General features: G+C 61.6%; 15 protein-coding genes. 9 read left to right on the top strand and 6 right to left on the bottom strand.

Annotated elements, in window-relative coordinates; all coding sequences use genetic code 11:
- Nucleotides 1–98 precede the first annotated feature (98 nt).
- Nucleotides 99–1268, bottom strand: coding sequence for an N-acetylglucosamine-6-phosphate deacetylase (gene nagA, locus NQ519_RS07260; protein WP_019151831.1), 1170 nt, complete (start codon nucleotides 1266–1268; stop codon nucleotides 99–101).
- A 4-nt stretch (nucleotides 1269–1272) separates the two neighbouring features.
- Nucleotides 1273–2616, bottom strand: a complete 1344-nt coding sequence (locus NQ519_RS07255; RefSeq protein WP_227900986.1) for an MFS transporter — start codon at nucleotides 2614–2616, stop codon at nucleotides 1273–1275.
- 274 nt (nucleotides 2617–2890) lie between these two features.
- Here NQ519_RS07255 and NQ519_RS07250 point away from each other — a divergent pair, with 274 nt between their 5' ends.
- The 8 genes from NQ519_RS07250 (at nucleotide 2891) to NQ519_RS07215 (ending at nucleotide 13313) form a co-directional block, all read left to right on the top strand.
- The gene (locus NQ519_RS07250; RefSeq protein WP_019151833.1) at nucleotides 2891–3667 is read left to right on the top strand and encodes a 6-phosphogluconolactonase; all 777 of its coding nucleotides are present in this window, start codon (nucleotides 2891–2893) and stop codon (nucleotides 3665–3667) included.
- 44 nt (nucleotides 3668–3711) lie between these two features.
- A complete protein-coding gene (locus NQ519_RS07245; RefSeq protein WP_019151834.1) occupies nucleotides 3712–4764 on the top strand; it encodes a substrate-binding domain-containing protein in 1053 nt (350 codons plus the stop codon).
- Nucleotides 4765–4792: 28 nt separating this feature from the next.
- Nucleotides 4793–6271: a ComEC/Rec2 family competence protein gene (locus NQ519_RS07240; RefSeq protein WP_019151835.1), complete on the top strand. Its 1479-nt coding sequence runs from the start codon at nucleotides 4793–4795 to the stop codon at nucleotides 6269–6271.
- A complete protein-coding gene (locus NQ519_RS07235; protein WP_019151836.1) occupies nucleotides 6268–7413 on the top strand; it encodes a THUMP-like domain-containing protein in 1146 nt (381 codons plus the stop codon). Before NQ519_RS07240 ends, NQ519_RS07235 begins: the two co-directional genes overlap by 4 nt.
- 30 nt (nucleotides 7414–7443) lie before the next feature.
- Entirely contained in the window at nucleotides 7444–8748 is a 1305-nt protein-coding gene (locus NQ519_RS07230; protein WP_019151837.1) for a YihY/virulence factor BrkB family protein, read from the top strand.
- A 113-nt stretch (nucleotides 8749–8861) separates the two neighbouring features.
- Nucleotides 8862–9641 carry a Rossmann-like and DUF2520 domain-containing protein gene (locus NQ519_RS07225; protein WP_019151838.1) on the top strand — a complete coding sequence of 260 codons (780 nt, stop codon included), beginning with the start codon at nucleotides 8862–8864 and terminating at the stop codon, nucleotides 9639–9641.
- Nucleotides 9617–10162 carry a KdsC family phosphatase gene (locus tag NQ519_RS07220; RefSeq protein ID WP_019151839.1) on the top strand — a complete coding sequence of 182 codons (546 nt, stop codon included), beginning with the start codon at nucleotides 9617–9619 and terminating at the stop codon, nucleotides 10160–10162. Before NQ519_RS07225 ends, NQ519_RS07220 begins: the two co-directional genes overlap by 25 nt.
- Before the next feature lie 37 nt (nucleotides 10163–10199).
- Nucleotides 10200–13313, top strand: a complete 3114-nt coding sequence (locus NQ519_RS07215; RefSeq protein WP_019151840.1) for a glycoside hydrolase family 2 TIM barrel-domain containing protein — start codon at nucleotides 10200–10202, stop codon at nucleotides 13311–13313.
- Between the two features lie 59 nt (nucleotides 13314–13372).
- Here NQ519_RS07215 and NQ519_RS07210 read toward each other — a convergent pair whose 3' ends face one another.
- Nucleotides 13373–13843 carry an Lrp/AsnC family transcriptional regulator gene (locus NQ519_RS07210; protein WP_044118783.1) on the bottom strand — a complete coding sequence of 157 codons (471 nt, stop codon included), beginning with the start codon at nucleotides 13841–13843 and terminating at the stop codon, nucleotides 13373–13375.
- An 8-nt stretch (nucleotides 13844–13851) separates the two neighbouring features.
- Complete coding sequence (gene kbl, locus NQ519_RS07205) at nucleotides 13852–15039, bottom strand: glycine C-acetyltransferase (protein WP_019151842.1); 1188 nt, start codon at nucleotides 15037–15039, stop codon at nucleotides 13852–13854.
- A 311-nt stretch (nucleotides 15040–15350) separates the two neighbouring features.
- Here kbl and galE point away from each other — a divergent pair, with 311 nt between their 5' ends.
- Nucleotides 15351–16379, top strand: coding sequence for a UDP-glucose 4-epimerase GalE (gene galE, locus NQ519_RS07200; protein ID WP_019151843.1), 1029 nt, complete (start codon nucleotides 15351–15353; stop codon nucleotides 16377–16379).
- A gap of 64 nt (nucleotides 16380–16443) precedes the next feature.
- Here galE and NQ519_RS07195 read toward each other — a convergent pair whose 3' ends face one another.
- Both NQ519_RS07195 and NQ519_RS07190 read right to left on the bottom strand, forming a co-directional pair.
- Entirely contained in the window at nucleotides 16444–18393 is a 1950-nt protein-coding gene (locus tag NQ519_RS07195) for a sialate O-acetylesterase (protein WP_026076743.1), read from the bottom strand.
- A 15-nt stretch (nucleotides 18394–18408) separates the two neighbouring features.
- On the bottom strand, nucleotides 18409–21189 hold the full coding sequence (locus tag NQ519_RS07190; RefSeq protein WP_147513236.1) for a family 78 glycoside hydrolase catalytic domain: 2781 nt from the start codon (nucleotides 21187–21189) through the stop codon (nucleotides 18409–18411).
- Nucleotides 21190–21201 lie beyond the last annotated feature (12 nt).

The following is a 21201-nucleotide window of genomic DNA, read 5'->3' as shown; positions in this document are numbered from 1 at the left end:
CGTCCGGGGGGGGGAAATTCCCTCCCTGTTTGCCGCCGCCACCAGGATACAGCCCGCAGACAGCAGAACGGTCAAAGTATGGATCGGTCTCATCATAGCTAAAAACGAGTTTCGCCGGCTATCACGACCCGTTGAATTCCGATATTGTCGTCGAAAATCAGAATATCGGCGTCTTTTCCGGCTTCGAGCGAACCCTTCCGGTCGTCGATGCGCATCACGCGGGCCGGAGTCGCCGTCATCATCTTTACGGCCTCGGGTACCGGCACTTCGGCCAGCCGGTGCATGGTCCTCACACAGCGGTCGGCCGTTGCGACGCTGCCGGCGAATGCGCTCCGGTCGGCCAGCTTGGCCACACCGTCCTCGACTACGACCTCCATGCCCGAATTCCGGGCCCCGAGCACGTAACGGCCCTCGGGCATTCCGGCAGCACGCATCGAATCGGTGATAAGCACCGTCCGGTCGGCCCCTTTGAGCTTATAGACCAGCCGAAGCAGGCTTTCGGGCAGGTGCACGCCGTCCGTGATGATCTCGACCGTCATGTCGTCCAGCCAATAGGCGGCCTCGACGATCCCGGCATACCGGAAAGCGTTGCGGCGGACGACCGACGAGGTGCAGGAATAGAGGTGCGTCACATGCGTATAGCCGTTGCGGAACGCCTCGACCGCCTCCTCGAACAGCGCGTCGGAATGGGCTATCGACGCTAAAATCCCCTTCGCGCGCAGCACCCGTCCCAGTTCGAGCGCACCGTCGAGCTCGGGAGCCAGCGACATTCGGCGAATATCGTCGCTGGCGGCAAGAATCGCATCGTACTCTTCGGGACGCGGATCGCGCAGGTAGCGCGGATCTTGCGCGCCGCGTTGGTTGTAGGAGAAATAGGGGCCTTCGAGATGCAGCCCGGGCATGTTCGCCCCTTTCGTATTGAGCGGCTGCGCACGGCGGAACACCTCGAACGTCTCGAACAGGTTCTCGTTCGTGCTGGCCAGCGTCGTCGGAAAGATCGTCGTGGCGCCGTGACGCGCCGACATCTCCGCCGCACCCAGATAGGCTTCGACCGTGCAATCCATGAAATCGTGACCGCCGGCGCCGTGCGTATGAATATCTATGAATCCGGGGGAAACCCAATCGCCGCCGGCATCGGTAACCAGTCCGGCATCCCCCTGATAGTCACCTTCGCCGACAGCCGTGATCACACCGCCGTCCCACTCCACATAGCCCCGGCCCGCTGTCGCGGAACCGATGATCCGTCCGTTTACGATCGCCTGTTTCATCGTTCTATCTTTTTTCCGCACCGCGGCGGGTCCAATATTCCAGTCTGTATCCCCTCAACGCATAATACAATAAAAAGACGAAACAGGGAATCATCAGCCAATAAGCCGACTGAGCGTCGCCCAGACGGGTCGCCTCACCGGCGTAGACAAGCGGGAAAACCCCGCTCGAAGCCAGCGCCATGACCAGCCACGCCGAGCCGAGACTCGTGTGGCGTCCCAGTCCGCGGATCGCCAGCGGCCAAATGCCGGAATAAAGAAATGCGTTGGGAACGCCCATCAGAATCAGTATCCACATCGCATTGTGAGTCTCCACGCCGAAAAACGAGGTCTGTCCGCCGACGCACACCGCTGCCACCGAAGCCGCCAGGTTCAGCAGCGACGCGATCCGCAGGGCGGTGAGCTGCGAAACGACACGCGGAATGAGCACCGTCCCCAATGCAAAGCCGACAAAGGTCGAAAAAAGAATCATCGGCGGCAGCAGCTTGGCCTGGGCGATATCGGTTCCGAGCGATACGGACGATGTGACCAGCGTATTGATACAAAGCGCCTGAGTGCCGAGGTGGCACACCATCGCCACCACGCCGAGAACCAGATAAGGATAGCTGAAGATGCTCCGGCCCGCCCCTTCTCCGGAAGCCGAATCGCTCTTTCCGCCCGCAATATCGGGCAGCGGCGAACGGCGGACATACAGGCCGAACGCGATCAATACGAAGGCCAAAATCAGATAGGGTACGATCACACGGCGCACCATCCCGTCGAGAACCATCTCCCGGGGCAGCCCGCCGATAAGTTCCGTTCCGGACTCGGCCTGCTCGAAAAGCGCTGCATCGCCCGGACGGATGATGACGTAGCCCAGCAGCAGCGGGGCGATGATCCCTGCCAGCTTGTTGCAAACGCCCATGACGCTCATCCGTTTGGCTGCCGCCTCGATCGGCCCGATCACCGTCACGAAGGGATTTCCCGCAGTCTGCAAGACGGCCAGCCCGATCCCGAGCAGAAACAGCCCGGTGAGAAAGAGTGCGTAACAACGGGTCAGCGCGGCAGGAACGAAGCACAAGGCGCCGAGTGCCATCACGAACAACCCATAGCTGATGCCCCGTTTATAACCGACCGCATCGAGCATCATCGACGAGGGGATAGCCATGACCAGATAGGCGATATAAAAGACGAACCCCACCAGATAGGCCTGCGCCAGCGACAATTCGCACGTCACCTTAAAATAGGGGATCAGCACGGAGTTGACCCAGGAGATCATTCCGAAGAAGAAGAAAAGCGTCCCCATGATTGTCATGGAAACATAGTATTGTCGTCGGGAGTCCATGTCGTGCGAAGTTCGGTCAGGTTTCATTCGGTCAGTGTTCTCTTCAAATCGGTCCGTGCGTCGGTTCGTGCTCGAACACGGATTATCCAGCCGTAAAGGTAGTGAAAAAATAATATCATGCAACAATTCAACAAAAAAATATGCAACAAAAAGTTCTGATCCAAAAATACATATACATGTATATATCATAATATCAAATGATTATAAAATAATTTCGAATTTATTTTGGAAAACGGACTAAAAATCCATATTTTTGTGCTCGAACACGGAAATTAATTTATCACGCCTATAACCAACAATCATGGATGGACTCATAAAAGAATTCCACGTTGACAAATTACACGTCTCGATCTACAAAACCCGCCGACAGATGGGAATGGCAGCCTCGGCGCACTACCTGCAACGACTGGAAGCCATCCTCGCCGGCCAGCCCGCAGCCCGGGCCGTATTCGCAGCGGCGCATTCGCAGGATGAATTCCTGGAAGGGCTGATCGAAGCCGAAGATGCCGTATTCAGCCGGATCGAAGCGTTCCATATGGACGAATACATCGGGCTTCCGGCCGATGCGCCGCAGCGTTTCGGCACGTTCCTTTCACGTGCGATCTTCGACCGAAAGCCTTTCCGCAAGGTCCATCTGATGAATTCCGGCGCCGGAGACGGACGCCAGGAGTGCCTTCGTTACAGCGAACTGCTCCGGCGCGCACCGCTGGACATCGTGTCGCTCGGAATCGGGGAGAACGGACACATCGCCTTCAACGACCCGCACGAAGCCCGTTTCGACGATCCCGAAACGGTGAAGATCACCACGCTCGACGAACCGTGCCGCCAGCAGCAGGTCCACGACGGCGAATTCGCCGACATATCGCTCGTTCCGCACCAGGCGATGACGCTGACCATCCCTGCGCTGATGTCATGCCGCTGCGCGGTGGGCATCGTGCCGCTCGACCGCAAGGCAAAAGCCGTGCACGACGCACTTTACGGTCCCATTTCGGAAAAATGCCCGGCTTCGATCCTCCGTACCCACGACGACGCGGCGCTTTTCCTCGACGAAGGAGCGGCTTCGCTGCTGAGAATCTGAGCGGAATCCATTACCAATCGAAAATATTTTCGTACTTTCGCCTTATGGACCGCAAAAATTATAAGATCAAGGATATCGCCGCAATGGCCGGCGTATCGGTCGGTACGGTCGATCGGGTGCTGCACAACCGGGGCGACGTTTCGGAAAAAAGCAGGAAGAAGGTGGAACAGGTGCTCGAAAAGATACTCTACCGCCCCAACCTGCTCGTTTCGTCCATCGGCGTCAAACGCAAAATCACCCTTGCGATCGTCCTTCCCAGCCATCAGCAGGGTGAATATTGGGAACAGATCGAAAAGGGCATCCATCAGGCGCTCTACGACTTTTCGAAGATTCGCACCGAAACGAAAACCTTCTATTACGACCAGTTCGACCTCTATTCCTGCCGCACGGCTTACAGCCAGGCGTTGGAATACGCCTGCGACGCCATGATCATCGGCCCGACTTTCCGCGAGGAAACCGTGCTCTTCTCCCGCAAGCTCGACGAACAGGGAACCCCCTATGTCTTCATCGACACGCTCATCCCGTCGTGCAACCAGCGGGCGTTCTTCGGCCCCGATTCGCGGATGCTCGGATACATCGAGGCCAAACTCCTCTCGGACGTGATCGGCGAAGAAAAAGACATCGCCATCCTGCACGCCGTGCGTTCGGGAAACGAAAGTTCGTTGCAGACGGTCGTGCGCAAAGCCGGGTTCTTCGAATATTTCGACACCGTATCGAGCAAAAACAGATTCCTCTACGCCAATTATTACAGCCAGGACATCGAGCAGAGCTGGAAAGAGTTCGACCGGCTCTTCTCCGGAGAAAACGACATCGGCGGCGCCGTGCTTTTCAACTCCCGGTCATACATTTTCGCCAGCTACCTGGAACACCACGGCATCACCGGAGTCAAGGTGATCGGCTGCGGCGTGACGCAAAAGAACATCGAATATCTGAAAAAAGGCTATCTGTCATTCCTGCTGTCGGAACGCCCCGACGTACAGGGGTACCAAAGCATCAAATACGTACTGGAATACATCCTTTACGGACAGCACGAACAAATCATCAAGCACACGCCGATCGAGATTCTGATCCGCGAAAACATCGACTCGCTATTCTGACATCCGTATCGGCAGAAGCGGGAAATCCATGAAAGCGTCCCGAATATACGAACGGCTCGACCGCATGCCCGTCCTGAAACTCCTCGTGCCGTTCGCGGCCGGGATCGCGCTGGCAAGCCGATACGAACTGCCCCTGTGGTTTCTCGCAGGGGCTTTCGTATGCACGGGAGTCATGGCCCTGCTGCTCCGCTCGCAGGCGTCGGCCGTGGGAATGCTCCTCACGGCGGGATTCGCCGCGGCACAGCTCCGGACGCCTTCGCCCACCGTGCCGCGGGACATTGGAACCGTTTACGAAATCACCGTGGAGGGATTTCCCGCCGACCGGGGCCGGTATGCCACGGCCGACGCTTCGGTGGCGGCATGGCGCGACCCCGCGGACGGGCATTGGCACCCCTCCGACGCCCGGGTCCGGCTCTACGTCGATTCGCTCACCGACCTGCAACCCGGCGAATGCCTCCGTTGCCGCGGTACGGTACGGCCTTTCCGGGGCGGAGCGGAGAGCTACCGCCGCCTGATGCGGCGAAGGGGCTATGCCGGAACGCTGCGGGTCTCGGAGCGGACGATCCTCGAACGCCTGCCGCAGCAATACGCCGGATTGCACCGCACCGCCGTCGAACGCCTCGCCCGGCTGCCGATAAAGCCGGAGGCCGCGGCCATCGTCGAAGCGATGGCGGCCGGCGAACGGCGGGGCATCACCCCGGAACTCCGCGCCCGCTTCTCCCGCAGCGGACTTTCGCACCTGCTGGCCGTGTCGGGACTTCACACGGGGATCGTCTTCGTACTCATCAACGCCGTGCTGTGGTGGCTGCCGCTGCTGCGCCGGGGACACCTGCTGAAAAACCTGCTGGCAGCCGGGGCCGTGTGGCTCTTCGTCGCGGCGGCGGGATTTCCGCCGAGCGCCGTGCGGGCCGCCGTGATGTGCACCGTCTTGCAGGCGGCATTGGCCTCGGCCTCGGAATACGTCGGGATGAACGCCCTCGCAACGGCGGCGTTCGGAATGCTGCTGTGGAATCCCAACTGGTTAGGGGACATCAGTTTCCAGCTCTCGTTCCTCGCCGTGGCGGGCATCCTCGCGTGGGGCGTGCCGCTCTGCCGTCGCTGCCGGACCCGGTGGAAAGGGCTGAACATCGTGATCGACGCCTACCTGATCGGACTCGTCGCAACCGTCGCCACGGCGCCGCTCGTCGCCCACACCTTCGGCGTCGTGCCGCTGGCAGGACTGGCCGTCAATCCGCCGGCTATCGCGTTGGCCGGGGTCGTGGTGTTCGGCGGGGCGCTGTGGATGCTCGCGCCGGTCGGGTTTCTCGCCCCGGCGTTCGGATTCGTGACGGGCACGGCGGCCGAAGGGATCGACGCGCTGGCCCGGCTGACCGCCTCGCTGCCGGGCGGAGCGGCGGATTACACCCTCGGAGGATGGCAGACGGCGACGCTGTACCTCGTCTTCGTCCTTGCGACCGCCGCGGCATGGAGTGCCGAACCGAAAAAAAGCGTACCTTTGCGGACGTGATAACATCCGAAGAATACACCCTCCTGCTGACCGGCGAGGTGCAGCGCGCCATCGCCGCCGCCCGGGACCGCGACCCGATCGAGGTGGCGAAGGACCGCCGGGTCCCCCATGCACGGCTGGTCGCCACGCAGGTCAAATACCTCGCGCGAGCCGCCCAGAAACTCCCGTCGTATGCCGCGGCGCAGTGCATCCTGCCTCCGCTGGCCTTCGAGCAAGCGTCGAGCGAGGCTTGCGCCGCCCACAAACGGATCGGGGGCGACACGGTGCTGGACCTCACCTGCGGACTGGGCGTCGATGCGTTTTTCCTCAGCCGCCGCTTCGGCCGCGTGGTGACGCTCGAACGCAACGACGTACTGGCCCGGGTGGCCGCCGAGAATTTTTCGCGGCTGGGCGCGACGAATATCGAAGTCGTGAACACCTCCGCCGAGGAGTATCTCCGGCGCGACGGCCTGCATTTCGACTGGATCTACGCCGACCCCGACCGCCGCTCAGCCGAGGGCCGCAAGCTGGTGCGGCCGGAGGATTGTTCGCCCGACATCATCGCCCTGAAACCGCTTCTCAACCGGGTTTCGGGGCGTCTGTGCATCAAGAACTCCCCGCTCTTCGACATCGGCGAGGCCCTGCGGCTCTTCCCCGACAGCCGCGTGGAGGTCGTCTCGCTCGACGGCGAATGCAAAGAGGTGCTCGTCTACGCCGACGGCACGGGGCCGCTCGTCACCGCCACGGCCCTCGGGCACGGCTCCTTCTCGGCCCGGCCCGGCGACACGGTGCCCGAACCGGAAACGTTCGACCCGGCACGCTGCCGCTGGCTCGTGGTCCCCGACGTGGCCCTGCAAAAAGCCCGGCTGGTCCGGCTCCATCTCGCGGGAAAGGCCGCCGTCTGGAGCGAAAACGGCTACGGATTCGCCGCCGAAGAGCCGCAGAACGTGCTCGGACGGATTTACGCCGTCGAGCGGATCGAACCCTACGATCCCAAACGGTTGAAACGCGAACTGAAAGGCCGCGGGGCCGAGGTGCTCAAACGCGACTTCCCGCTGGCGGCGGAGGAGCTGATGCGCCGCCTCGGACTGCATCCCGGAGCGGAACTGCGGCTGGCTTTCACGAAAATCGGGAACGATTTTTGGGTTATCCGCTTAAAATAACTACATTTGCCTGATTTCCAACGGCCTCTTATGAAACTCAGCGAATTCCTGACATACTTCACCGACACGATCTTCCGGCGCGACGTGAACGAATGGCGCAACCCCGTCGTGCGGTGGCTCGTGCAGCAATACCGCCTGCTGTTCTACACGGCGCGGGGCCTGCTCGAACACGGGACCATCGTCCGCTCGGCAGCGCTCACATTCTACACGCTGATGTCGCTGGTGCCGATCGTCGCCGTGGTCTTCGCCATCGTCAAGGGATTCGGACTCGCGGAGGGCCTCACCGAGAACCTCTACGCCCTCTTCCCGCAGAATCCCGAGATCATCGACTACCTCGTCGGTTTCGCCGAAAACGCCCTGGCCCGCACGCAGGGCGGCGTGGTGGCCGCCGTGGCGCTCGTGACGCTCTTCTGGGCCGTGATCCGGGTCTTCGGGTCGATCGAAAGCGCCTTCAACAACATCTGGGAGGTCAAGGTCGAACGCAGCATCACCCGCCAGTGGACCGACTACATCGCCGTGGTGATGATCGTGCCGATCCTTTGGATCGTGGCCAACGCCGTGGGCAAATACGCCCAGGACCTCGTGGGGTTCGACGACAGCTGGTATTTCGAACTGCTGTCGCGGCTGGCCTCGATGATCGTGATCTGGGTGATGTTCACCTTCCTCTACATCATCATCCCCAACGCCAAGGTCCGCTTCGGCAGCGCCCTGATGGCCGGCATCGTCGCCGGAACCATCTTCCTGCTGTTCCAATGGGGCTATGTCTACGTCCAGCGGTGGATGACCTCCTACAACGCCATCTACGGCAGTTTCGCGGCCCTGCCGCTCTTTTTGATCTGGATGCAGACCTCGTGGGAGATACTCCTCTTCGGCGGCGAGCTGTCGTTCGCCTACCAGAACATAGCGCGTTTCGGCGAGGAGCGCGAATCGCTGCTGATCAGCTACGACCAGCGCCGCAAGGTGCTGCTGGCCGTGATGCTCACCGTGGTCCGGAACTTCCGCGACAAGGGCGGGGCCATGCCCGCGGACGAGATCCGCGCACGGCTCGGCCTGCCCACGCGCATCGTCAACGACGTGTTGTTCCAGCTGGTGCAGGCCGGGCAGCTGATCGCCGTGCGCAGCGGCGACGGCGAACGCGAAACGGCCTTCACTCCGGCCCACGACATCGCGTCGATGACCGTCTACGGGGTGTTGGAAGCGGTCGAACGGTCGGGACAGACCACCTTCGACCTCGGACAGACGCCCGAACTCGCCCGCGTGGACCGCGAACTGGAGATGCTGAAAGACTCGGCCCGCCAGTCGCAGGAGAACGTGCGGCTGACAGAACTGCTATAAAATTAAAAATGAAAAATGAAGAATTAAAAATGAGACCCTGACCAGGAAACATCCCGGAAACGAAAATCGGGAAAAGTTCGATTTTTAATTTTTCATTCTTAATTCTTAATTCCATGAAACGTGTCGTCATCATCGGCAGCGGGAACCTGGCGGAAGCGCTGGCCCGCGCGGTTGCGAAAAGCGGCCTCGAACTCGTGCAGATCTTCGCCCGGAACGCCGAACGGGCCCGCATCATCGCGGAGCTCACGGCTACCGACTGGGCGACACATCCCGGGATGCTCGCCCAAGACGCCGACATCTACCTGATCGCCGTGAGCGACAAGGCCGTGGAGCACGTCGCCGCGACGCTTCCCATCCCCGAGGGCGCCGCCGTCGCCCACACGGCCGGAAGCGTGCCGCTGGCCGCCATCCCGGAGAAATTCGCCCGCCGGGCGGTTTTCTACCCGATGCAGACCTTCACCAAGGGCCGCGAAGTCGATTTCTCGGTCATTCCGGTCTTCCTCGAAACCCCTTCGGCAGAATTGCACCCGGAGTTGGAGGCGTTCGCCCGGCAGCTCTCCGGCACGGTGATCTGGGCCACCTCCGAGCAGCGGGCCCGGGTGCACCTCGCGGCGGTTTTCGCCTGCAATTTCGCCAACCACATGTATGCCATCGGCGAACGCATCGTGCGCGATGCAGGGATTAATTTCGACGTGCTGAAACCGCTGATCGCCGAGACCGCCGCCAAAGCCTGCGACGCCCGCTCGCCGCTCGACGTGCAGACGGGACCCGCCGTGCGCAACGACTTCGCCACGAAGGCCCGCCACGGCGACCTGCTGTCGTTCGACCTCCGACTGAAAAACATCTATTCAACTATAAGTCAAAGCATATGGGAAACTTCAAAGAAGATATAGCACGCTGCGGGGCGTTCGTGTTCGACGTTGACGGCGTGATGACCGACGGGGGCATCATCCCCACGGCCGACGGCGATTTCATCCGCCGCTACAATGCCAAGGACGGCTATGCGCTGGCCTATGCGATCAAAATGGGTTACAAGGTCTGCATCATCACGGGAGGCCGCGGGCGGACGCTCGAAAACCGTCTTCGGATGCTCGGCATCCGGCATTTTTACATCGACTGCATGGACAAGATCACAGCACTCCGCGAATACCTGTCCAACGAAGGTCTGGACCCGCAGGACGTGATCTACATGGGCGACGACATCCCCGACCTGGAGTGCATGCGCGCGGTCGGAATTCCGGTGTGCCCGGCGGACGCCGCGGCTGAGGTGATCGAGGCTTCGCGTTACGTTTCGGAGTTCCGGGGCGGCGAAGGCGCCGTGCGCGACATCGTCGAGCAGGTTCTCCGCGCCCGCGGCGACTGGGCCCGCGATTCGCAGGGCGTCACCCCCTCGTCGCTCGCCGCATCGCGGTAACATAATCCCTGAAACAATTTCAAAACCGACCTGAACGATGAAAAAACTGATCCTGACCCTGTTGTGCGCATGCACGGCCGCCGGACTCCGGGCCCGGAGCAACGAATGGCTCGATCCCGCGGTGAATGAAATCAACCGCCTGCCGATGCGGGCTTCGTATTTCGCCTACGAATCCGCAGAAGCCGCCCGGAAGGGCGACCCGCGCGTCTCGGAACGCTTCCTCGACCTCGACGGGACGTGGAAATTCTCGTGGGTCCGCAACGCCGACCAGCGTCCCGCGGATTTCTTCCGCACGGACTACGACGACCGCTCGTGGAGCACGATGCCCGTTCCGGGGCTCTGGGAACTGAACGGCTACGGCGATCCGGTCTACCTCAACGTCGGCTACGCCTGGCGCGAGCAATTTGAAAACAATCCGCCCGAGGTGCCCACGGCCGAAAACCACGTCGGCTCCTACCGCCGTGAAATCGAAATTCCCGCCGCGTGGTCGGACAAACAGGTCATCGCCCATTTCGGGTCCGTCACCTCGAACATCTACCTGTGGGTCAACGGACGGTTCGTCGGTTACAGCGAGGATTCGAAACTCGAGGCCGAGTTCGACATCACGCGCTTCGTGAAGCCCGGCAAGAATCTCTTCGCTTTTCAGGTCTTCCGCTGGTGCGACGGCACTTATCTCGAAGATCAGGACTTCTTCCGCCTCTCGGGCGTGGGCCGCGACTGCTTCCTCTATGCCCGCGACAAACGCCATATCGCCGACGTGCGGCTCGACGCGACCCTCTCGGAGAACTACACCCGCGGCCGGCTCTCCGTGGAGCTGGCTCTCCCCGCAGCGACCCGGGGCTGCACGGCGGAGGTGACGCTCACGGACCCCGACGGCAAGGCCGTAGCTTCTGAAACGGCGAAACTCTTCGGTACGATAGCCCGTCTCGTGCTCGACGCCGGGCGGGTGCAGCCGTGGTCGGCGGAGATTCCCGCGCTCTACGGCGTCACGGTGACCCTGAAAGATCCGGCCGGAAAAACGATCGAAATCATCCCCCTGCGTGCGGGCTTCCGCGAGGTGAAGATCGAGGGCGGACAGCTGCTGGTGAACGGGCAGCCGGTACTGATCAAAGGTGCGAACCGCCACGAAATGGACCCCGACGGCGGGTATGTCGTCTCGGAAGAGCGGATGATCGAGGACATCCGCATCCTCAAGGAGAACAATTTCAACGCCGTGCGCACGTGCCACTACCCGGACGACGCCCGCTGGTACGCGCTCTGCGACCGCTACGGACTCTATCTGGTGGCCGAGGCCAACCTCGAATCGCACGGCATGGGCTACGACGAAAAGACGCTGGCCAAGAATCCCGCCTATGCCCAGGCGCATCTGGAACGCAACATCCGCAACGTGCGGCGCAACATCAACCACCCGTCGGTCATCGTCTGGTCGCTGGGCAACGAGGCGGGCGACGGACCCAATTTCGACGCCTGCTACGACTGGATCAAGGCTTACGATCCCTCGCGGCCGGTCCATTACGAACGGGCGATCTATTCTCCCGGCAGCCGCAACACGGACATCACCTGCCCGATGTACTGGGACTACGAACGGTGCGAAAAATACCTCAAGGACAACCCCCGAAAACCGTTGATTCAATGCGAATATGCGCATGCGATGGGCAATTCGCTGGGCGGATTCGGCGAATACTGGGCGCTGATCCGCCAATATCCGCATTATCAGGGCGGATTCATCTGGGATTTCGTGGATCAGGGCCTGCGCAAGACGGGTAAAAACGGCGCCATGATCTACGGCTACGGCGGCGACTGGAATCCCTACGACGCCTCGGACTGGAATTTCTGCGACAACGGGCTGATCTCGCCCGACCGCGTTCCGAATCCCCACATGCACGAGGCCCGCTACTGGCAGCAGCCCGTGTGGACCACGCTCGGCGCGGACCGGCGCACGCTGACGGTTTTCAATGAAAACTTCTTCCGGCCGCTCGACAACTGCTACCTACGCTGGACGGTGCTCCGCGACGGAGAGCCCGTGCGCAGCGGCATCGTCGCCGACCTGCGCGTCGCCCCGCAGCAAACCGCCGCCGTCGTGCTGCCGCTCGACCCCGAAACGCTGCCCGCCGACGGAGAACTGCTGCTCAACGTGGAATACCGCCTCTGCGACGCCGAACCGCTGCTCGCGCCCGATCACCGCATGGCCTACCAGCAGTTCACGCTGCGTGCGGCCGCACCCGAGCCGCTCGCCGTCGCCGAACGCATGGCCGACCGCCACAATTCGATCGGCACGCTCACGGTCCGCGACGACGACCGCAACTACCTGATCGTCGAAAGCCCCGCCGCACGCATCGACTTCCGCCGCGCCGACGGTCTCATCACCCGCTACGAAGCGGACGGCATGCGCCTGCTCGACGCAGGGGCCGTCGTGGAGCCGAACTTCTGGCGCGCGCCGACGGACAACGACTTCGGGGCGAAGCTCAACGAGAAGAACCGCGTGTGGGCCGATCCGGGGCTGACGCTTGTGTCGCTCGACCACACGCTGTCGGACGGCGTGGCCGTCGTCACGGCCCGCTACGACCTCCGACGTGTGACCGGACGGCTGGAGATCGAATACCGCATCGACAACGCCGGGGAGATCCTGATCCGTCAGACGCTGCACGCCGCTGCGGACAAGGGCGAACCCGACCTGCTGCGCTTCGGCATGCGGATGCGCATGCCCGCCGCCTACGACCGCATCGACTACTACGGCCGCGGGCCGTGGGAGAACTACGCCGACCGCAAGGACGGCGCCCTCGTGGGCCGTTACCGGCAGACCGTGGACGAGCAGTTCTACCCCTACATCCGTCCGCAGGAGACCGGAACCAAGAGCGACGTGCGCCGCTGGCGGCAGCACGACATCGCAGGCCGCGGCGTGGAGATCACGGCCTCGGAGCCCTTCTCGGCCTCGGCCCTGCACTATGCACAAGAGGCGCTGGACGAAGGGCTGACCAAGCAGCAGGGACATTCGCAGGAGATCGAACCCGACGACGCCGTATGGCTCTGCATCGACAAGGCGCAGTACGGTCTGGGGTGCATCGACTCGTGGGGCGCCCTGCCGCTCCGCGAATACCGCATGCCATACGGAAATTACGAATTCCTCTTCCGGATCACGCCGGTCCGGTAAAAACAGCAAGCGGCCGACATCTCTGTCGGCCGCTGCTGTACCCGGGGAGAAGCGGAAATCTACTCCTCGATAAAGTCGATGTTCACCTCGCGCTGGAAAACCTCCTGCAACGAGATGTTCGTTTCGGTGGTGGCGATACCCTGAATGCGCAGGATGCCGTCGAAGATCGTGCGCATGAGGTGTTCGTTGTCCACGCAGTAGAGTTTCACCAGAATATTGCCGTTGCCCGTGATGAAATGGCACTCCACGATCTCGGGGACCTTGCGCAGCTCCTCGACGGTCTTCTTCAGCAACTGCGGGTCTTTGAGCGTGATGCTGATGTGGGCGCAGACATCGAAGCCCATCATCTTGGGATCGACGATCAGGCGGCTGCCGAGAATCACGCCGGCCTCGTCCAGCTTGCGGATGCGCTGGTGGATGGCCGCACCCGAAATGCCGCATTCGCGGGCGATCTCCAGGAAAGGCATGCGGGCGTTCTTGATGAGGTATTTGAGGATCTTGCGGTCTATCGCGTCCAATGAGGTTTTCATAGTCGTGCTTATTTAATGACGTTCAACGCTTTGCCCACCTTAACGAAGGCGGCGATGCAGCGGTCCAGCTGCTCGGTGGTGTGGCCTGCGGAGACCTGCACGCGGATGCGGGCCTGCCCCTTCGGCACCACGGGATAGTAGAAACCCGTGACGAAGACCCCTTCGTCCTGCAATTTCGCGGCGAACTCCTGCGACAGTTTGGCGTCGTAGAGCATCACGGCGCAGATGGCCGACTGGGTGGGTTTGATGTCGAAGCCCGCGGCCATCATGCCCTTGCGGAAATGTTCGACATTGGCGACCAGCCGGTCGTGCAGTTCGTCGCTCTCGCCGAGCATTTTGAACAGCTCGATCCCGGCTCCGACCACGGCGGGAGGCAGCGAGTTGGAGAAGAGATAGGGGCGCGAACGCTGGCGCAGCAGGTCGATGATCTCCTTGCGGCCCGTCGTGAAGCCTCCCACGGCGCCGCCGAATGCCTTGCCCAGCGTACCCGTCAGGATGTCCACCTGCCCGCGCAGGTCGTAGAGTTCGGTGATGCCGCGGCCCGTCTTTCCCAGAACGCCCGCCGAGTGGCACTCATCGACCATCACCAGCGCATCGTATTTCTCGGCCAGCGCACAGATCTTGTCCAGCGGCGCGGCGTTGCCGTCCATCGAGAATACCCCGTCGGTGCAGATGATGCGGAAACGCTGGGCCTGCGCCTTCTGGAGGCACTCCTCCAGTTCGGCCATGTCGGCGTTGGCGTAGCGGTAGCGCACGGCCTTGCACAGACGCACGCCGTCGATGATCGAGGCGTGGTTGAGCGCATCGGAGATGATGGCGTCCTGCTCCGTCAGGAGCGGTTCGAAGACACCGCCGTTAGCGTCGAAACAGGCGGCGTAGAGGATCGTGTCCTCGGTGCCGAAATAGTCGGCGATGGCCTTTTCGAGCTCCTTGTGGATGTCCTGGCAGCCGCAGATGAAGCGCACGGACGACATGCCGAAGCCGCGGTCGTCCATAGCGCGTTTGGCAGCGTCGATCAGCCGCCGGTTGTCCGACAGGCCGAGGTAGTTGTTGGCGCAAAAGTTCAGCACCTTCCGACCTGCAACCTCGATCTCGGCCCGCTGGGGCGAGCAGATGATCCGTTCCCGTTTGTAAAGCCCTGCGGCCTCGATTTCGGCGAGCTCACGTTGCAGGTGCTCTTTGATTTTTCCGTACATATTCCGTTATGTTTTGATAAAATTACGCGCGTTGGAGTGTCGAATTGTTACAAATATAGATAAAAATTTCAGAAACCGACACTTTCCCGGCGCTTTTTTCGCACACCGGGTTACGAATTGTTAGCCGAAGCAGCCCGAAAGCCTCCGGACCCGATTTCCGGGCCCGTTTTTTTGCCGCCGCCGGAAAAAATCATATCTTTGCTGAAATAAATTTCAGCTTAGACAGGCGGCGCCTCGGCATAGTCCGGGGTAAACCCGGCTCTGCACTCGGCTTGCACTGTCTTTGTGACTCAAATAACAACCAGCAACCTATGAAAAAATCGTGTGTATTGGTCAGCGGCGGCGCGGGGTACATCGGCTCGCACACCACCGTGGAACTCATCAATGCCGGCTATGATGTCGTGATCGTCGATAACCTATCGAACAGCGACATGAACGCCGTCGAGGGCGTGCGCAAGATCACGGGCGCCGACATCCCCTTCGTCGAGGTGGACTGCTGCGACCGCGCGGCTTTCCGCAAGGTCTTCGAGCAGTACGAATTCGATTCGGTGATCCACTTCGCGGCGTCGAAAGCCGTGGGCGAATCGGTCGCCAAGCCGCTCGAATACTACGGCAACAACCTCACGTCGTTTATGAACGTCATCGGCCTGATGCGCGAATTCGGACGCCGGAACATCGTCTTCTCGTCGTCGTGCACCGTCTACGGCGAGCCCGAGAAGCAGCCCGTGACCGAACAGACGCCCCGCAAGCCGGCCACCTCGCCCTACGGCAACACCAAGCAGATGTGCGAAGACATCCTGCGCGACTCGATCGCCGCCTATCCCGGGATGAAGGGCATCGCCCTGCGCTATTTCAACCCCATCGGGGCTCACCCCTCGGCGCTGATCGGCGAACTGCCGCGCGGCGTGCCGCAGAACCTCGTGCCGTTCATCACGCAGACCGCCGCCGGGCTGCGCGAATGCCTCTCGGTCTTCGGCGACGACTATCCGACGCCCGACGGTTCGTGCATCCGCGACTACATCGACGTCGTGGACTTGGCCAAAGCCCACGTGGCAGCCATCAGCCGCATGATCGACGGCAAGGAGAAACAGCCCTACGAGATCTTCAACATCGGCACCGGCAACGGCGTTTCGGTACTGGAGCTGGTGCACAAATTCGAGGAGGTCAACGGCGTGAAGGTTCCCCACAAGATCGCTCCGCGGCGTGCGGGCGACATCGTCGCCATCTGGGCCGACCCCACGCTTGCGAACACCGAGTTGGGTTGGAAGGCCGGCCGGACGCTCGACGAGACGCTCCGCGCCGCCTGGGCCTGGGAGAAACACGTGCGCGGCATCGAATAGCCACGAATCACGCAAAACGAAAGAAGGCTGTCCGAACATCGGACAGCCTTCTTCATTCTTTGCACTATTCAGTGACCCCTTTCCACCCGTCGGTTCTGAACGGAACCGCAGGCAGTCCGGCGTCGTTGAACAGATTCGCATCCGGATTATTTCCCCAGGCATAGCGGACAGCCACCGGATCTTTCACCCGGTCGCTCCACACCACGATCCGATCCCCTTCGAGTTCCGCTTTGGCCCAGAAAAACCGACGGTCGGTGCCCGCGACGGCAAAGCCCCGGATATAGCCGTATTTGTCGGCCACCTTCCATTGCGCCCCACACAGTCCGAAGGTCAGCACGAGCCGGTCGCCGCGCTTCTCCATCGACCGGAAAGTCGGGCCGGAACAGAGCGTTCCGCTTCTTCCGTAGGTCTTGTTCAATGCGACGAGCGCAAGCCGCCGGCCCACCTCCTGCTTGTTTTTCGGATGGATGTCCTGCGCATCGCCGATATCCGTGATGACGGCCTGCCCGGTCTGCGGCAAAGAGAGCGTCAGGGTCTGCGCCTCGCGGAGTTCCGCCCACGGGCTGTCGGAAGGCACGTCGTCCCTCTCCATGAAATTGGCCAGCTGCACCCAGTAAAACGGGAACTCATATCCCCACTGTCCGCGCCAGTCCCGGATGAGATTCGGAAACAACGTCCGGTAGCCGTAAGCCCTCCCGGCATTGTTCTCTCCCTGATACCAGATCGCACCGCGTATCCGGAAATCCTTCAGCGGATGGATCATTCCGTTATAAAGCAGGGAATACACCGAATTCGGGCCCAAATCGACATGCCTGTAATGCTCGTTCACGACCGACGGATTGTAGCGCCACAGCCCGGCCAACGGCACCTTGACCGGGCTCGCCCCTCCGGCCGCGAGAAACAGCTCCCCGGAATGCCCCGTAAAACCACCCGGACCGATCACATCCTCGACACGCACCGCGACGACGTTACGCCCGGCTTTCAGCAGGTTTGCGGGAACATGGTAAACCCGGTTCAGGGAGGGACTGTTCGTCCGGCCGACCTCCACGCCGTTGACCCATGTAATATCCACATCGTCGATCCGGCCCAAGTGAAGTTCGGCAGGAGCTGCCGCCGCCGAAGCGGGCAGATCGAATGCGAAACGGAACCAGACCAGGCCATCCGTTCCGGCCAGCGGAGTGTCTCCCCACTCCTGCGGCACCTGCATCCGCTCCCAGGTGCTGTCATCGGTCTCTTCACGATACCATTTCCCGGCCATCCCGGCATCGTCGGACTTGCGCTCCGAGTAGAGGTCCAGTTCATCCGGACCTGCCCCGTCATTGCGATGCAGCCGCGCGACCAGTTCAGGGGCATAAGGAATCCGCACCCGTTCCGGAAGGTGCTCGTAGGATGCCGCGGAAGTCCAGGTTTCGATGTCGGTCCCACCCCACGAAGAGTTGATGATCCCGACGGGAACACCGAGTTCACGATGGAGTTCCCGTGCGTAAAAATAAGCCACCGCCGAGAAATCCCCGGCCGTCTCCGGCGTACACACCGTCCATTCCGCCGACAGATCGTCCAGCGGAGTGAAACTGCCGTTGCGCTTCACGTTCAAGGCGCGGATTTCCGGATAATCGGCCGCAACGATCTCTTCGATGGCATTCATCGAGTACGATACCGGCCATTCCATATTGGACTGCCCGCTGCAAAGCCATACCTCGCCGACCAAAACGTTTCCGCAACGCACCGCATTGCCCTTTCCCTTCGCCTCCAGCACATACGGGCCGCCGGCCGGCATCGGTTCCAGCACAACGCTCCACGCTCCGTCCCGATCAGCCCGGGTCCGGTGTTTCCGGCCGTTGAAAAGTACGGTGACAAGTTCATTCCGGTCCGCCCGGCCCCAGATCTTCACCGGCTGCTCCCGCTGAAGCACCATATTGTCCGCAAAAATCCCGGCCAGCCGGACCTCGGCCTTCGCCGCATGGAACCCAGCCATGAAACAGAGTGCAATCGGCACGAAAAGAATCTTTTTCATCCTGTTATCTTCGTTTTACCGGACAGCGCCCGTCGCGCGCGACTCTCCGGATACGGTTATCACATAATCGCCGGCCTGAAACAGATAGGTGTCGTCCGTTCCGGCGACCGGCACGACCCCGCGGCATTCCGCAATTCCTTCTCCATTCACCGACACTTCGCCCCGAAGCGGCAGCACGACCCGTCCGGAAGCATTGGCCGGTATCGCAATCCGCCACTCCAATCCCTGCGCATCGCGTCTCCAGCAGCTCCGGACTTCACCATAGGGAGTATCCACACGCCCTTCGGCCCATTGCAGACATCCGGTCATCCGCGGTTCGAACAAAACGCGCTTGAATCCCGGGTGCTGCGGGTCCGGCCGGATTCCGGCAACATCCTCATAAAACCAGGCATCGTAACCGCCCTGCATGGGATGATTCAGCGAACAACCCGCCGCAAGGCACTCGTCCCGGCTTTCGCTGCTGACCGGTAGCACCTCCCACAACGTCGTAGCATCGGCATTCCGCCACATGAACGGGAAACTGTTCTCACCCTCTTTCGCAAATATCCGGCAGGCCGCCGCCGCATTCCCGTAACGGGACAAAGCCGCAGGGATACGCCCTATCCCGAATATTCCGGCATGGATGAATCCCCCGTACCGACTCTCCGCATCCCGCACGACGGCATCGGACACCAGCTTCTCGAAACCCTCCGGAACCAGTCCGGCATCGAGCGCCAGCGCATTGGCCGTATGGCTTCCGTAACCGGACTGCGGATCGAAAAACCGTTCGTTGAACGCATCCCTGATCCGCCGGCCCAGCTCGCCGAAACGTTCCGAATCGGCCCGGCGCCCGAGCGCCTCTGCCGCCTGCCGCACGATCGAAACGTCGATATAGTGGAATGCGGTGGACGAGAGCGCTATCGGACAGTCGATCTTCGCGTTTCCTCCCGGCGGACACCAGTCCCCCAATCCGAAAGGTATGATGCAGTCGGCACCGATGCTCCCGACATACTCCACCCATTGCTTCATCCAGTCGTAGTATCGTTCCAGCGGTTCCCGCGAACCGTAATGAAGATACAGCTGCCACGGCAGCTGCACCAGCGCCGTTCCCCAGTCCGGCGAAGCGACGCCGCAGAGCCGGCGCCCCGGAGCGATCATATACGGGATGCCCGGCTGTTTGTCGGCATGATAAAACTCCGCGTTCGAAGCCTTGTGATGCAGTTCGCCGGCTGCGAACGACGAGGCGGTCGAACGGATGTCCTCCAGGTACTTCATCCAGAAATCATACATTCCGAAATTGAAGTTGGCATAGGGAGCCATGGTGTGCGCATCTCCCAGCCAGCCGCACCTTTCCCGGTGAGGGCAGTCGCTCGGAAGGCCGTGCAGATTGCCGGCCAGCGTCCGGACCGCCATTTCATGAAGCCTGTTCATCGTTTCGTCGGAACAACGGAAATAACCCGCAGGCCGCACGTCGGACCGGACGGAGACAGCCCGCACCCACGAGGTATCGGGTTCGGTCACGGCCCCGGAGAGTTCGAGATAACGGAATCCGTGGTAGGTAAACCGGGGGCTCCACTCCTCGGCACCGTCCCCGGCACACACGTATTCGTCGGTCTGCACCGCTCCGGTAGCAGCCACCCCCGTCGTCGAGAAATCGATCGAACCGTCGGGTTTCAGCGTCTCGCCCATACGCATCCTGAGCCGGGTCCCCTCCGGCTGGGAAACCCGGATGCGGGGAATCCCGGCGATATTTACGCCGAAATCGAAAATCCAGTTCCCCGCAGGGTCCCGGCGAACGCTGAGCGCCGGATACTCCCGCTGAACCCGGATCGGTTCCACGGGCTGAGGATAAAGCGCCTTCGGAACGATCCCCGAAGCCCGGACCGCCCGGTTCCACCCTTCGCGCCGCTCCATTTTCCGGAGGAACGACGCCCTGCGGCGGGCATCGTACGTCTCGCCGGCGTAAATATTGGACTTGACCAGCGGCGATTCGGTCCACTCCCAGGTCCGGTCGGAGCCTATCGTCTCCACGGTTCCGTCTTCGTAACGCAGTTCCATCCGCAGGGTCAGCATCGGCCGGCCATAGCTGAAAAAGCCGTTCCAGACCAGGTCCTGATTGTACCATCCGTCGCCCAGGAGCACCCCGACCGTATTGTCCCCGGACCGCAGCAGCTCCCGGACATCGAAAGCGGAATAAAACGCATAGTGTTCGTAATTGGTCTGGGCCGGATCGAGCATCCGCCCCGGGTCCACGGGCTTTCCGTTGAGATACAGGTCGGAACATCCCAACCCGCAAAGGCAGACAACGGCCGAAACGAGCCGTCCGGAATCGGAAATCCGGAACTCCTTCCGGAAAAACGGAGCGGCAGCGCACACGTCCCAATCGGCCGTGATCCACTCGGCGTTCCATCCGGCGGCGGCAGGTCCCAGCCGGAAACGCGCCGGTTCGCTCCAACGGCTCCATCGACCATTCTGGTCCCGGACACGGACCCGCCAGAAATATTCGGTTCCGGGAGTCATTCCGCCGACCGGAACCCCGATGCCGAACTGGGCATCCGACGGAACGTCGCCGCTGCACCAGACATCGGCCTTCCCGGCGAGTTTTTCCCCGGAGGAAGCCACTTCCACCCGATAGGCCGTCTGCACGAAGCCCTCTTTTCCGGAGAGCGTCTTCCAGCTCAGCACGGGTCTGTCAACAGCCGCCGGATTCTCCATCCGACAGCACCTCAATTCATACGGCCGTGTCTCCCGGGCAAATCCGGTCCGGGCCGTAAACGCGAAAACCGCAGCGAGCACAAATCTCAGACAACCTTTCATTTCCGAATCGTC

The organism is Alistipes senegalensis JC50 (assembly GCF_025145645.1).
Taxonomy (GTDB): domain Bacteria; phylum Bacteroidota; class Bacteroidia; order Bacteroidales; family Rikenellaceae; genus Alistipes; species Alistipes senegalensis.
Note: the sequence above shows the minus strand (reverse complement) of the source record. Positions and strands in the feature narration are given on the sequence as shown.

Excerpts from the sequence above, each read along its gene's own strand:
- NQ519_RS07210 (WP_044118783.1), bottom strand. The coding sequence starts at position 13,843 with ATGAAAACCTCATTGGACGCGATAGACCGCAAGATCCTCAAATACCTC.
- NQ519_RS07240 (WP_019151835.1), top strand. The coding sequence starts at position 4,793 with ATGAAAGCGTCCCGAATATACGAACGGCTCGACCGCATGCCCGTCCTG.
- galE (WP_019151843.1), top strand. The coding sequence starts at position 15,351 with ATGAAAAAATCGTGTGTATTGGTCAGCGGCGGCGCGGGGTACATCGGC.
- NQ519_RS07255 (WP_227900986.1), bottom strand. The coding sequence starts at position 2,616 with ATGAAACCTGACCGAACTTCGCACGACATGGACTCCCGACGACAATAC.
- NQ519_RS07190 (WP_147513236.1), bottom strand. The coding sequence starts at position 21,189 with ATGAAAGGTTGTCTGAGATTTGTGCTCGCTGCGGTTTTCGCGTTTACG.
- nagA (WP_019151831.1), bottom strand. The coding sequence starts at position 1,268 with ATGAAACAGGCGATCGTAAACGGACGGATCATCGGTTCCGCGACAGCG.
- NQ519_RS07250 (WP_019151833.1), top strand. The coding sequence starts at position 2,891 with ATGGATGGACTCATAAAAGAATTCCACGTTGACAAATTACACGTCTCG.
- kbl (WP_019151842.1), bottom strand. The coding sequence starts at position 15,039 with ATGTACGGAAAAATCAAAGAGCACCTGCAACGTGAGCTCGCCGAAATC.
- NQ519_RS07245 (WP_019151834.1), top strand. The coding sequence starts at position 3,712 with ATGGACCGCAAAAATTATAAGATCAAGGATATCGCCGCAATGGCCGGC.
- NQ519_RS07215 (WP_019151840.1), top strand. The coding sequence starts at position 10,200 with ATGAAAAAACTGATCCTGACCCTGTTGTGCGCATGCACGGCCGCCGGA.
- NQ519_RS07225 (WP_019151838.1), top strand. The coding sequence starts at position 8,862 with ATGAAACGTGTCGTCATCATCGGCAGCGGGAACCTGGCGGAAGCGCTG.
- NQ519_RS07195 (WP_026076743.1), bottom strand. The coding sequence starts at position 18,393 with ATGAAAAAGATTCTTTTCGTGCCGATTGCACTCTGTTTCATGGCTGGG.
- NQ519_RS07220 (WP_019151839.1), top strand. The coding sequence starts at position 9,617 with ATGGGAAACTTCAAAGAAGATATAGCACGCTGCGGGGCGTTCGTGTTC.
- NQ519_RS07230 (WP_019151837.1), top strand. The coding sequence starts at position 7,444 with ATGAAACTCAGCGAATTCCTGACATACTTCACCGACACGATCTTCCGG.